We start from the raw sequence: 12,904 nt of genomic DNA on the forward strand, positions 1-12,904 counted from the left end.
ATCGGTCACGATCACAATGCGGTATACGCCACAGTTGTAATCCGATCCGGAGACAACCTACGGGACCGTAACCTACGGTAGTGTAACCGGCATGGCGATCTCGGATGTCAAGGAATACGCCCACCTCACTCCAGAGGATGTAGAAGCGATCGGCGCGGAGCTGGATGCGATCCGTCGCGAAATCGAGGCCTCCCGAGGCGAGAACGACGCCCGCTACATCCGTAACGTGATCCGTTTGCAGCGCGCCCTGGAAATCGGGGGTCGCGCCACGCTGTTCGCCAGTTTCCTGCCGCCGGCCTGGCTGGCCGGCACGGCGATGTTGTCGGCCGCCAAGATCATCGAGAACATGGAGATCGGCCACAACGTCATGCACGGCCAGTGGGACTGGATGAACGATCCGGAAATCCACTCCTCCAACTGGGAGTGGGACAACGCCGGACCGTCGGAACACTGGAAGATCACGCACAACTACCTGCACCACAAGTACACCAACGTGCTGGGTATGGATGACGACATCGGCTACGGCCTGCTGCGCGTGACGCGCGATCAGCGGTGGACGCCGTTCTATCTCGGACAGCCGGTCTACAACCTGCTGCTGCAGATGTTCTTCGAATACGGCGTGGCCATCCAGCATTTGGAGCTGGGCAAGGTCGCGAAGAAGAAGTGGCCGGCCGATTCTCCGGAACGCCGGCAATTCGAGCAGGACCGCAAGGTCGTGCTGAAGAAGGTCGGCAAGCAGGCGGCGAAGGATTATGTGATCTTCCCGCTGCTGACCGGACCGGCCTTCCTGTCCACGCTGACGGCCAATATCACCGCCAATATCGTCCGCAATGTGTGGACCAACGCGGTGATCTTCTGCGGCCACTTCCCCGACGGTGCGGAGAAGTTCACCAAGGGCGATGTGGACAACGAAACGCAGGGCGAGTGGTACCTGCGCCAGATGCTGGGCAGCGCCAATATCACCGGCGGCGCGGTCATGCATTTCATGACCGGCAACCTCTCCCATCAGATCGAGCACCACCTGTTCCCGGACCTGCCGAGCAACCGGCTGCGGGCCATCTCGGTGCGCGTGCGGGAATTGTGCGACAAATACGACCTGCCCTACACCAGCGGCTCGTTGCCGGTGCAGTACGCGAAATCGTGGCGCACCATCATCAAGCTGTCGCTGCCCAACAAATATCTGCGCCGTGGCACCGACGACGCTCCCGAGACCAAGTCCGAGCGCGCATTCGGTGGCATCGGCACGGTCGACCCGGTGACCGGGCGCCGGCGCGGATTGCGCACCGCGCTGAAGGAAGGCAGGCGCCGGGTGGCGGAACGCCGGCAGACGGTCGGCTCGGCCGCCTAGCGATCACCGAACAGAAGGGGCTCTCCGGATTCGATATCCGGGGAGCCCCTTTCGTCTGCCCACGTCCGGGCCTGATTGACTGAACCGGTGTCAACGCAAGAATCCAGCATCTACGACGTGATCCGGCGGCGGCGCGATGTGCGTGCCGAATTCACCGGCGATCTCGTCGACGATGCGACCCTGCTCCGAATCCTCGACGCGGCCCATCGCGCACCCAGCGTGGGCAATTCGCAGCCGTGGGATTTCGTCGTCGTGCGTGACCCGGCGACATTGGCGCGCTTCGCCGCACACGTCGCCGAGAAGCGCGTCGAATTCCGCGATTCGCTGCCACCGGAGCGAGCCCGCACCTTCGAGCCGATCAAGATCGAGGGCATCACCGAGAGCGGCACCGGGATAGTCGTCACCCACGACGACAGTCGCGGCGGCCCGCAGATCCTCGGTCGCGCGACGGTCCCCGAAACCGGTTTGTACTCCACGGTTCTCGCGATCCAGAACCTGTGGCTGGCCGCGACCGCCGAAGGGGTGGGCGTCGGCTGGGTGAGTTTTTACGACGCACCCTTCCTCACCGACTTGATCGAGCTGCCCGCCGGCATTCGTCCCGTCGCGTGGCTGTGCATCGGCCCGGTGCACGAATTCCAGCACACGCCGGATCTGGAACGGTTCGGCTGGCGCGACCGGCGTCCACTCGACGACGCGATCCACTGGGAGCGGTACTAGCGCCCTGCCTACACCCGTTCGAGGACCGCGGACGCGCCATGCCCTCCCGCGGCGCAAATGCCCAGCAGCGCAGTGCTCTTCCCGGTGAGTGCCAGCTCGTTGGCCATGGTCGTCACCATGCGCGCACCGGTGGCGCCGAAGGGGTGGCCGATCGCGATCGAACCGCCGTGCACATTGAGGATGTCCGGGTCGATCTCGCCGACGGCGCTGTCGCGGTCCAGCCGGGATTTGGCCCACGCGTCGCTGCCCAGGGCCGACACCACCGAGAGGGTCTGGGCGGCGAAGGCCTCATGGATATCGACGACATCGATGTCCGACAGGGCCAGCCCTGCCTTGTCGAGCGCCCGCGGCATGGAGATGGCCGGACCGATCAGCACCTGATCGGACGGGTCGACGCTGACGAAACTCCAGGACCGGAAGGCCGCCAGCGGTTCGAAGCCCAGGGCGCGCGCCTTCTCCTCGCTCATCAGCAGCACCGCGGCCGCGCCGTCGGTGAGCGGGCTGGCGTTGCCCGCCGTCACCGTCCCGTCCCGCTCGAAGACCGGGGCGAGGGTCGCCAGCTTCTCGACACCGGTGTTCGCGCGCACGAGTCCGTCGCGAGTGACCGCCTTCCCGTCCGGCGTGGCGACCGCGAGTACCTCCCGGTCGAACCGGCCGGATTTGATCGCCGCCGCCGCGCGATGATGCGAGCGGGCGGCAAAGGCGTCCTGCTGCTCCCGGGTGATGCCGTTGATGCGGGCCATCTTCTCCGCCGACTCCCCCATCACCTCGCCGGTGGTGCGCTCGGCGATCTTCGGCCGGCGCGGCAGCAGATCCGTGAACGGCGCCAGCTGCGCCACCGCGGACAGATAGTCCTTCGGCTTCGGCTTACCCAGGGCCAGCGGCGCGGCCGCGTGCACCATCTTCTGCGGCAGCTTCACCTCGGCATTGCTGGTGGAATCGCTGCCTCCGGCGACCATGATGTCGTATTCCCCGCGTTCGATGGCGGCCGCCGCCGCGGTCACCGCCTGCAGTCCGGAGGCACACGCACGGGTGACCGTGTAGCCCTCGCAACCGTGGTCGAGTCCCAGATCCAGGGCGATCTCCCGCGCGACGTTGGGCGCCGCACTCGGCAGGATCACCCCGCCCCACACCATCGCCTGCACCTGATTCTTGGGCAGTCCGGTCCGCTCGAGCAGCCCGCCCACCGCCAGGACACCCAGATCGATGGTGTCCATCCGCGTGTAGTCGGTGAAGGCGCGCAGGAACGGGGTACGAGCACCCGCGACGATGACGGCGCGGCGAGAACGCTTGGTGGCCATGCCTTTACAGTAGGACGAGCAAGATGCCGATACAAGATGTCACGGTAATCTCGCCGGCCCGGTGAACGACGAACGGCCGGGGCTCTAGGCCCCGGCCGTCCAGCTCCCGAAAACTCGTTACGTCAGCCTGATCAACCCATAGTCGAAGGCGTGGCGGCGGTAGACCACCGACGGTCGGTCGGTTTCGCGGTCGTGGAAGAGGAAGAAATCGTGGCCGACGAGTTCCATCTGATACAGCGCGTCGTCCACCGACATCGGAGTCGCGGAATGGACCTTGGTGCGCACGATATGCCCCGGCCCGGCGTACTCGCTCGATTCGGTGTCGGCGCGGTCGGCCGGCTCGGATCCGTCGGCGCCGGCGGGCAGGGTGTCCTCGACCAGTGCGGCCGTCGCCTCCGCGACGGAGACGGGTGTCTTCTCGCCGTAGTGCACCCGGCGGCGATCCTTGCTGCGCCGCAATCGGGCCTCGAGTTTGACCACCGCGGATTCCAGTGCGCCGTAGAAACTGTCGGCACAGGCTTCGGCCCGGACCACCGGGCCCTTGCCGCGCGCGGTGATCTCGACACGCTGACAGTTCTTGCGCTGGCGGCGGTTTCGTTCATGGAACAGCTCGACATCGAAGAGGTATATCGACGGATCGAAACGTTCCAGACGGGAGAGTCGGTCCGCGACGTGAATGCGGAAATGATCGGGTACCTCGACGTTACGTCCCTTGACCACGACGTCCGCTTCGGGCGTCCGGGGCACATCCGAAATAGTCTGTTCGGCTCCGTTCAGTTCACCGGAACCCAGCTGGGTGCCCGTACCGGTCGAGGGATCTGCTTCTTTCACTGAAGGTCGTGAAGTCGTCACGCGTACCTCCCGGATCTGGCCGCACAACTCCATGTGCGGCGGGTTAGCAACCGCACCGAGCCGACCGGGAGAGGTTGCGCGGGATTCGGAAAGGGCTTGCAGACTGCCACCCGTGGCCCGCCACTCATGCCGGAATGCTCGGTACGAAGTCGTCCGAGTCGCCACCTCCAAACTCTGGGTTCGGGTGTCAGATCGCTCTGTCAGCAACGCTATTACGCCAACGATCCGTCCGCCACTGTTCACGCAAATTTCTCCCACTCACGCGGCGCATGTCACCATTACGGCCCGCACGTTCAGCCCGGCCAGCGCCAGAACCCGCACCGATTCGGCTGCGGTCGCGCCCGTGGTGAGAACATCGTCTACCAGTACGATGTCGGCGGCCGCGAGGGTCCGCAGGGCCGACGTCGCACCGATGCGGCAGACGAGCCGGCCCGCCAGATTGTCCCGGCGCGCTCGCGCGCTCAGTCCGACGGAGTCGCGCACGTCACCGCGCGCCCACAGCACGGGTGCGAGATGGCAATCGGACAGCCAACCGGTCGCGACGCGCGCCGTCCGCAGGACCGGATCGCCCCCACGACGCCGGGCCGCGACCCGGCGGCTCGGCGCCGGAACCAGAATCAGCGGGCGGCCGGGAGCCCGCAGCAGGCCGATACCGCGGGCCAGTGCCCGGCCCAGCGGTGCGATCAGATCCCGGCGGCCCGATTCCTTGGCCGCCACCACGGCGCGCCGGGCCGGACCCGCGTATCCGCTCAACGCCCAGCACGGCACCCCCGGATCGGTGCGCGGCCATACCCGCATGGGCTCCGCGCTCAGTGTCGCGGCACATTCCCCGCACCATCCGATTCCGGCCGATCCACATCCCCCGCAGTACTGCGGCAGGACCAAATCCAGCAGCGTCCGCATCGGCCCAGTCTGGCCGAGGCCACCGACAGGTAGCGCTCGGGAAAGGTTCAATTGGCCCCGAACCGACGAACGGCCTGGGCATCCGGTTCCGGATGCCCAGGCCGCGCGCTAGTTGCTGGACGGACCAGAGTTCCCGCCGTCAGTGTGTGCCGATGTGCAGCACCCACCCGCCTGACCCGTCGGGGTCACAAGTACCCTGCGCCGCCCCATTGAGCGCATTGAGGTCCTGCTCCAACGCCCTGGCGCAGTCATATTGCGCATATTCGCCCGTGAACACTGTTCCCTCCGGAGTGGGCAGGTCAGCGGCGTGCGCGACCCCGATACCGACAACAGCAACGGCAAGTGCAGATGTTGCGGCGACAGACAATTTGCGGAACATTCGAATCCCTCCCTGAACAAACCCCCGAGCTCGACGAACTCGTCGGGCCGCAGCCGACAGTACATCGAGATCCTTTGGAGCACAACGGATTATGGCGCGGATCGATTGTTCAGTCCGGCAGAACCGGCACCGTGTTCGCACCGAGCCCCGGCGTCTCACGCCAAAACCGGTCCGCCGACGGTCCTGTCGACTGCAGTTGCATTACCGCACGTGAATCGGCGGCGTAGAGAATACCGGGGGCAGCACTCACCACGCGGACAGGTGGAGTCAGGTTCTGACTGGACAGTGGCGTCAGCTCCGAACCATCGATGAAGACCGACTCCACCGGGTTCACGTCTCCTTCTCGTGCCAGAACGAGAGAATCAGGAGTGGACCAGTCGATGGATACGGCCGTTGTGCTCAGATCGACCGCCACCGGCCTGGGCGACACCAGTGCGAACTTGCCATCCGGATGCTGAATCACGACAGCGAGGTAAACCTTGCCTCCGGCGATGATCGCTGCACGCGTTCCGTCGCGAGAGATACTGAGATCGGTGATCGGGAGACGGGGCACCGGGTCGGTGCTGTTCGCCTCACCCGAAGTCAGCATCGACGTATCGATGTCCTGCATCGATACGTTGCCGGTGCCGCGATCGTGCGCAACTCGGATCACCCGAGTTCCGTCGACCACCGCCCACGCGGCCTCGCCATTGGAGGTCCATGACGGCCGCGTGATGGTCTCGCCCTGGACGACCGAGAATGTGGAAGCGCCGTCATAGCTGCCGATGATGAGGGTGTGCTTCGGCGCGGGCGCAGGCTCGCCGCTCTCGGCGACCGCGGCGATCAACTTTCCGTCTTCCGACAATCCGACCGACTGCAGATTTCGGGCGGCACCGAAGTATCCGGGCATACGGACGATCTGCCCCTTGGAGACATCCACGGCAACCAGCGAGCCATCCCGCAACGCATGGAGGTTGGACCGATCTCCTGTGGGAGTTGTCGGGTTCATTGCACTGACGTCGTCCAACGACCAGCCCACGCCTGCGTACCGGTCGTCCAGCGGCTTGCCGTCGGCGAGTAACACGTAGGGGCCGGGGATATCCGCCCCTGCCAGTGTCAGTACCACCTGGGCTGCCAGCATTTCCTTACCGCGCGCATCAAGAGCCGAGGCACCGGCGAAATCTATGCGTACCCCGCCCAGCCCGACGCCGACGTTATCCGGTTCGCCGTTGGCTTTGGTGATACCTTCGCGCACGCTGACAGGCGGGGCGAGCATATTGCGCACGGCCGGTGCCAGGGTCGGCTGTGGGCCCGCGGCGAGCAGTCCTACCAGCCGCTGCGTCAGTTGGTCCTTGGGGCTCGAGATCCAACGCAACTCGGGAACCATGGTGGTCCCGGGGCTGTTGGCGAAATACAGCGGATACCGACGATACGACTTGTAGAACGCGGAGCTGTCCACTACCACGCCCGGTTCCACCTGGCTGATGCGCCACTCGTCGCCGACCTTGCTCATCTCGATTCTGGTCTCGTACGTATTGTCCTGGGCGCGGAAGGACCCGTCTGCGGCAAGCTCACCCAGTTTTCGCGCTCGGATGCGGTAGGTCGCGGAGTCGTCCGACCTCGACTCCCGAAGGGTGTCGGGTTTGTCGACGATGACGGTGCGCGCACTGTCGTCCCAACCCTCCGCGGCCCCCGGCGTCAAGTACTGCCGCGCCGTTCGATGGTGGTCGGCCGGATCGGCGGTGGCGTCGAGGAAGTCGTGCAGCAACAGATCCGGGTCCCGCCCGGAGGTGGGCGGATGTGGGCCGGTCGACGTCGGCTGACGGTTGAGCGTTCCCAACGCCTGCGGCGCCGAGGAATCCGGCAGATTGGCGCAGCCGGCGAGGACCAGCACGCAGCTGAACAGCGCGGCGAGCAGCGTTGCCAGACGGGTGCGGTTCATGGGTTGATGTCCTCTTTGTCGGCGAGTGCGGAGTCGTCCGAGCCGCCCGCGCTCTCACCCGCCGGCTTCGGCGAGGTCCGCTCGGCCCCCGGTTCACCGTCCGGCGATTCCGAGGCGTCCGCGGCCGGCGGCGTCGTCCGCGCCGACGGCTCGGCATCGGCATCCGCTTCGACGGTACCGGCAACGACCGCGTGACCGTCGAGCCCGTCCGCCGGCGCCCGGCTCGCGGCCGGGTCCGCCGGGTCGGCGAGCGCATCGTCCGCCGGTTCCGCGAGCGCGTCCGCCGCCTCCACCGACCCGGCCGGCAGCTCGGCCAGCCGCCGCTTGGGCGGTTCCAGCGACAGCGGGCTCGGTCCGAGTTTTCGTCCGCGCACCAGTGGCAGGGTGAGGCGGAAGCTCGCGCCCACCCCGGGCTCCCCCCAGGCCTCGAGCCGGCCGTCGTGCAGATTGGCGTCCTCGACGCTGATCGACAGACCCAGGCCGGTACCGCCGGAACGGCGCATCCGCGAGGGATCCGACCGCCAGAAGCGATTGAAGACCAGCTTCTCCTCACCGGGCCGAAGTCCGACACCCTGATCGCGCACCACCATCGCGACGGCGTTGGCGTCGACGTCACCACGCATGCGGATCAGGACCGGTTTGCCCTCGCTGTGGTCGATGGCGTTGGCCAGCAGATTGCGCAGCACGCGTTCGACGCGGCGCGGGTCGACCTCCGCGACCAGCGGTTCCTCGGGCAGGTCCACCACCAGTTCGCAGCCGGCGTCTTTGGCCAGATGCCGGACCGTGGAGACCGCCGCCCGCGCGCACATCCGCACATCCAGCGATTCGATCTGCAATTCGGCCACACCCGCGTCGTGGCGGCTGATCTCGAGCAAGTCGTTGAGCAGACCCTCGAACCGGTCAAGCTCGGTCACCAGCAGTTCGGCACTGCGGGCCAGCGCCGGATCGAGTTCGTCGCTGGATCCGTGGATGAGGTCGGCGGCCATGCGCACCGTCGTGAGCGGAGTTCGCAGTTCGTGGCTGACATCGGAGGTGAAGCGGCGTTGCAGATTGCCGAATTCCTCGAGCTGAGTGATCTGATTGGACAGACTTTCGGCCATCTCGTTGAACGACATGGCGAGTCTGGCCATATCGTCCTCACCCCGGACCAGCATCCGCTCCTTGAGGCGGCCGTCGGCGAAACGTCCGGCGATCCGGGCGGCCGAGCGGATCGGCAACACCACCTGCCGGGCCACCAGCGCGGTGATCGCGGCCAGCAACAGCAGCAGCACGATGCCACCGATCAGCATGGTGCCGCGCATCAGGCTCAGGCTGCGCTGCTCGTTGTTGAGCGGGAAGATCAGATAGACCTCGAGGGTCGGCACCTCCGAGCTCGGGCTGCCGATGATCAGCGCCGGCCCGCGGTAACCGTCCGGATCCGAGATCGTCGCGAACTGATAGCTCACCTGGTTCTGCTGGACGAACCGGCGCAACTCGGCCGGCACCTCCGTGATGGGCCCGGCGGTCACCTCCTGCTGGCCGTCGCCCACCATCGCCAGCGCGACGTTGTAGGTTCCGGCGCCGCCGGCGGACGAACTGCTGCCGGTCGACAGCGCGCGCACGGCGTCCTGCAGCCGGACCGCCTGGGTGCTCGAATCGGAAACGCCCGTCAACTGCGCCTCGACGGTATTGCGAGCGCGGCTCATCTCCTCAACGGCCGCATTGACTTTCGCGTCCAGGAGGCGGTCGGTGATCTGACTGGTCAGCACCACACCGAGGATCGTGATGACGATCAGCGACAGAGTGAGCGTGGAGACCACCACGCGCAACTGCAACGATCGCCGCCACGTGTGGCCCAGCGATTCTCCGACGGATTTGAACCAGGCCACCACGGCTGCCAGCAGCCGCTCGACGCGGCTTCTGGAGCCTGCGATCACGGCGGTCCGGCCTTGTAGCCCACGCCACGAACGGTCAGCACGATCTCAGGGTTCTCGGGATCCTTCTCGACCTTGGCCCGCAGTCGCTGCACGTGCACGTTCACCAGGCGGGTGTCGGCCGCGTGCCGGTAACCCCACACCTGCTCGAGCAGCACCTCACGGGTGAACACCTGCCGCGGTTTGCGCGCCAGTGCCACCAGCAGATCGAATTCGAGCGGAGTCAGCGATATCTGCTGACCGCTGCGGGTCACCTTGTGGGCCGGCACGTCGATGACGATGTCGGCGATCGACAGGAGTTCGGCCGGCTCGTCGTCGGTACGGCGCAACCGCGCCCGCACCCGCGCGACCAGCTCCTTCGGCTTGAAGGGTTTGACGATGTAGTCGTCGGCACCCGATTCCAAGCCCAGGACGACGTCGACCGTGTCGGTCTTGGCCGTCAACATCACGATCGGCACACCGGAATCGGCGCGCAGCACCCGGCACACGTCGATACCGTTCATGCCCGGAAGCATGAGGTCGAGCAGCACCAGATCCGGGCGTAGCTCCCGGACCGCGGTGAGCGCCTGCGTGCCGTCGCCGACCACATGGGGGTCGAAACCCTCGCCGCGCAAGACGATCGTGAGCATCTCGGCGAGCGCCATATCGTCGTCGACGACCAGAATCTTCGGCTTCATAATTACTATGTTGTCATCTCTCCGGCTCGGAACGGGCAACCACGCCAACACTGGTTACATTACCGACGCACATGCCACCCTATCGGCCAATCATTTCCGCCAGTCGTTCGGTGAGTCGGACCGGATCGTCCTGCGGCGCATGGACCCACCACGGCCCGTGCCACCGCGATTCGGCCAACACACGATAGACCGCCGCCGTACGTTCCTGCAGCGATATATCCCGTTCGTAGGCGTCGAGCGCGCGTGCCGTGTCGAGTTCACCTCGGCGCCGGGCGCGTTCGACCGCCAGCTCGGTCGGCACGTCGAGCAGTATCTGGATATCGGGGACCGGCAGTTCGAACCGGCCGAACTCCAATTCCGCTACCCACGAACTCGTTTCGCCGTCCGCCTGCTCGCCGGCCCGTGCGGCGCTGTAGGCGGCATTGGAGGCGACATACCGATCGAGCAGCACAATATCGTTGTCCACCAACAGTTTCGACAACTCGTCGCGGGCCTCGGCGCGATCCAGGGCGAAAAGCAGCGCCATCGCGCTCACGGATGCGGCCACATCGCCGTGCCGGCCGCGCAGGGCCTCGGCCGCGAGATCCGCGTGGATCGACCGGCCGTAGCGCGGGAAGGCCAGCGTCTCCACGCGCAGACCGCGGTCGCGCAGGCCCGCGACGACGGCGTCGATCAACGTCCGCTTACCCGCGCCGTCGAGGCCCTCTACCGCGATGAGTGCACCCATAACGTGCAGGTTACAGCTTTTGCGTCCGCCCTGTTCCACGCACCCGCCGCGCGTTATCGGAAACGTCGACGTTTCAGAAGGCGCTACTTTTGGGGGCATCGCACCGGATAACGGCCGCGACGCCGCGCGGGATCAAGGAAGCGTCCCGAAAACAGGAAGGCGCCCATGCTCATCACTCGTGTATTACGTACCGCCGCAGCGACTCTCGCGATCACCGCGGGCCTCGTCGCCGGTGTCGCGACGGCCGCACCGCTCCCGCTCGAGCCCGCCGCCCCGGTCGCGGGCGCCTCCGGAAGTGCGGATTCGGCCACCGACGGCGGCGCCGGCAGCAGCCTCATCGACCTGTTGAAACTGCTCGGCGACATCAGCCACGGGTGCACCCCGGGCACCGTCTGCGCCGCGGCGACGGCAGCCCGGACCCCGGAGGCGAACACCGCGATCGCCGACACGCCGCTCGGATCCGGCTCGGCGAGCGGTTCGAACGAGCCGGGCTCGGTGCTGTGCTGGTTGCTGCACCCCAGCCCCACCTGCCAGATCTGAGCGTCGCGGCTCACGAGACGGTTGTCCCGTCGAAGCGAAAGCTCCTGCGGGACAACCGTTTCCGAACTCAGTACCGGTAGTGCTCCGGCTTGAACGGGCCTTCGACGTCCACGCCGATGTACTCGGCCTGGTCCTTGGTGAGCTTGGTGAGGGTGCCGCCCAGCGCCTCGACGTGGATGCGGGCGACCTTCTCGTCGAGCACCTTCGGCAGGCGGTAGACCTCGTTGTCGTACTGCTCCGGCTTGGTCCATAGCTCGATCTGCGCGATGACCTGGTTGGAGAAGCTGTTGCTCATCACGAACGAGGGGTGGCCGGTGGCGTTGCCCAGGTTCAGCAGCCGGCCCTCGGACAGCACGATGATCGACTTGCCGGAATCGAAGGTCCACAGGTCGACCTGCGGCTTGATGTTCAGCTTGGTGGCCCCGGAGTTCTCCAGCGCGGCCATATCGATCTCGTTGTCGAAGTGGCCGATATTGCCCAGGATCGCCTGATCCTTCATCGCCTTCATGTGGTCCAGGCCGATGATGTCCTTGTTACCGGTCGAGGTGATCACGATGTCGGCATCGGCGATCGCCTGCTCGACGGTGACGACGTCGAAACCGTCCATCAGCGCCTGCAGCGCGTTGATCGGGTCGATCTCGGTGACCTGCACGCGCGCGCCCTGGCCGGCCATCGACTCCGCGCAGCCCTTGCCCACATCGCCGTAACCGCAGATCAGCACCTTCTTACCGCCGATCAGCACATCGGTGCCGCGGTTGATGCCGTCGATCAGCGAATGCCGGGTGCCGTACTTGTTGTCGAACTTGGACTTGGTGACCGAGTCGTTGACGTTGATCGCGGGGAAGGTCAGCTCACCGGCGGCGGCGAACTGGTACAACCGCAACACGCCGGTGGTGGTCTCCTCGGTGACACCCTGCACCGATTCGGCGATCGCGCTCCACTTGCCGGCGTCGGCGGCCAGGCTCGCGCGCAGCAGGTTGAGGAATACCTTGTATTCGGTCGAATGCGACTCGTCCTCGGGCGGGACGACCCCCGCCTTCTCGAACTGGGCGCCGCGCAGCACCAGCATGGTGGCGTCACCGCCGTCGTCGAGGATCATGTTGGGGGGCTCGCCCGGCCAGGTCAGCATCTGCTCGGCCGCCCACCAGTACTCCTCCAGGGTCTCGCCCTTCCAGGCGAAGACCGGGGTGCCCTTGGGCTCGTCGACGGTGCCGTGCGGGCCCACCACGACCGCGGCGGCCGCGTGATCCTGGGTGGAGAAGATGTTGCACGAGGCCCAGCGCACCTGCGCACCCAGTTCGACCAGGGTCTCGATCAGCACCGCGGTCTGGACCGTCATGTGCAGCGAACCGGAGATGCGCGCACCCTTCAGCGGCTGCACCTCCGCGTACTCGCGGCGCAGCGCCATCAGACCGGGCATCTCGTGTTCGGCCAGTCGAATCTCCTTGCGGCCGAACTCGGCCAGCGACAGATCCGCCACCTTGTAGTCGATGCCGTTACGGACATCGGGAGTCAGGTTCGTCTGAGCGGAAAGTTCTGAGGTCGTCATGCGCCTGGATCAGCCTCTCGGTGGATGTCGGTTCGACAACTCAGGCTAGTCGCTCGCACGCGTTCGGTGTACGCCGA

At 66.3% G+C, this 12,904-nt stretch carries 11 protein-coding genes; 3 read left to right on the forward strand and 8 right to left on the reverse strand.

Features of this window, described 5'->3' with window-relative positions:
• Positions 1–91: 91 nt before the first annotated feature.
• Positions 92–1,348, forward strand: coding sequence for a fatty acid desaturase family protein (locus ACPCUW_RS30820; RefSeq protein ID WP_423428714.1), 1,257 nt, complete (start codon positions 92–94; stop codon positions 1,346–1,348).
• Between the two features lie 87 nt (positions 1,349–1,435).
• Entirely contained in the window at positions 1,436–2,065 is a 630-nt protein-coding gene (bluB, locus tag ACPCUW_RS30825; RefSeq protein ID WP_030515028.1) for a 5,6-dimethylbenzimidazole synthase, read from the forward strand.
• A gap of 8 nt (positions 2,066–2,073) precedes the next feature.
• Here the strand turns inward: bluB and ACPCUW_RS30830 are convergent, their stop codons facing one another.
• The 7 genes from ACPCUW_RS30830 to ACPCUW_RS30860 form a co-directional block, all read right to left on the reverse strand.
• Positions 2,074–3,366: an acetyl-CoA C-acyltransferase gene (locus ACPCUW_RS30830; protein WP_423428716.1), complete on the reverse strand. Its 1,293-nt coding sequence runs from the start codon at positions 3,364–3,366 to the stop codon at positions 2,074–2,076.
• Positions 3,367–3,483: 117 nt separating this feature from the next.
• The gene (gene hpf, locus ACPCUW_RS30835; protein ID WP_369829573.1) at positions 3,484–4,143 is read right to left on the reverse strand and encodes a ribosome hibernation-promoting factor, HPF/YfiA family; all 660 of its coding nucleotides are present in this window, start codon (positions 4,141–4,143) and stop codon (positions 3,484–3,486) included.
• 333 nt (positions 4,144–4,476) lie between these two features.
• Complete coding sequence (locus ACPCUW_RS30840; protein WP_423428718.1) at positions 4,477–5,121, reverse strand: ComF family protein; 645 nt, start codon at positions 5,119–5,121, stop codon at positions 4,477–4,479.
• A gap of 488 nt (positions 5,122–5,609) precedes the next feature.
• Positions 5,610–7,421, reverse strand: coding sequence for an MtrAB system accessory lipoprotein LpqB (lpqB, locus tag ACPCUW_RS30845; RefSeq protein WP_063010778.1), 1,812 nt, complete (start codon positions 7,419–7,421; stop codon positions 5,610–5,612).
• A complete protein-coding gene (mtrB, locus tag ACPCUW_RS30850; RefSeq protein WP_423428720.1) occupies positions 7,418–9,337 on the reverse strand; it encodes an MtrAB system histidine kinase MtrB in 1,920 nt (639 codons plus the stop codon). The genes lpqB and mtrB overlap by 4 nt, the downstream gene beginning before the upstream one ends.
• Entirely contained in the window at positions 9,334–10,011 is a 678-nt protein-coding gene (mtrA, locus tag ACPCUW_RS30855) for an MtrAB system response regulator MtrA (protein ID WP_030515021.1), read from the reverse strand. The genes mtrB and mtrA overlap by 4 nt, the downstream gene beginning before the upstream one ends.
• A gap of 79 nt (positions 10,012–10,090) precedes the next feature.
• Positions 10,091–10,738 carry a dTMP kinase gene (locus ACPCUW_RS30860; protein WP_063018901.1) on the reverse strand — a complete coding sequence of 216 codons (648 nt, stop codon included), beginning with the start codon at positions 10,736–10,738 and terminating at the stop codon, positions 10,091–10,093.
• Positions 10,739–10,903: 165 nt separating this feature from the next.
• Here ACPCUW_RS30860 and ACPCUW_RS30865 point away from each other — a divergent pair, with 165 nt between their 5' ends.
• Positions 10,904–11,278, forward strand: coding sequence for a hypothetical protein (locus tag ACPCUW_RS30865; protein WP_423428723.1), 375 nt, complete (start codon positions 10,904–10,906; stop codon positions 11,276–11,278).
• 67 nt (positions 11,279–11,345) lie between these two features.
• Here the strand turns inward: ACPCUW_RS30865 and ahcY are convergent, their stop codons facing one another.
• Positions 11,346–12,827 carry an adenosylhomocysteinase gene (gene ahcY / locus ACPCUW_RS30870; RefSeq protein ID WP_423428725.1) on the reverse strand — a complete coding sequence of 494 codons (1,482 nt, stop codon included), beginning with the start codon at positions 12,825–12,827 and terminating at the stop codon, positions 11,346–11,348.
• Positions 12,828–12,904: the final 77 nt, after the last annotated feature.

It is taken from the genome of Nocardia sp. AB354 (assembly GCF_049538315.1).
Taxonomy (GTDB): domain Bacteria; phylum Actinomycetota; class Actinomycetes; order Mycobacteriales; family Mycobacteriaceae; genus Nocardia; species Nocardia nova.

Coding starts and splice junctions, on each gene's coding strand:
- ACPCUW_RS30820 (WP_423428714.1), top strand. CDS start 92: ATGGCGATCTCGGATGTCAAGGAATACGCCCACCTCACTCCAGAGGAT.
- ACPCUW_RS30830 (WP_423428716.1), bottom strand. CDS start 3,366: ATGGCCACCAAGCGTTCTCGCCGCGCCGTCATCGTCGCGGGTGCTCGT.
- ACPCUW_RS30840 (WP_423428718.1), bottom strand. CDS start 5,121: ATGCGGACGCTGCTGGATTTGGTCCTGCCGCAGTACTGCGGGGGATGT.
- lpqB (WP_063010778.1), bottom strand. CDS start 7,421: ATGAACCGCACCCGTCTGGCAACGCTGCTCGCCGCGCTGTTCAGCTGC.
- mtrA (WP_030515021.1), bottom strand. CDS start 10,011: ATGAAGCCGAAGATTCTGGTCGTCGACGACGATATGGCGCTCGCCGAG.
- ACPCUW_RS30860 (WP_063018901.1), bottom strand. CDS start 10,738: ATGGGTGCACTCATCGCGGTAGAGGGCCTCGACGGCGCGGGTAAGCGG.
- ACPCUW_RS30865 (WP_423428723.1), top strand. CDS start 10,904: ATGCTCATCACTCGTGTATTACGTACCGCCGCAGCGACTCTCGCGATC.
- ahcY (WP_423428725.1), bottom strand. CDS start 12,827: ATGACGACCTCAGAACTTTCCGCTCAGACGAACCTGACTCCCGATGTC.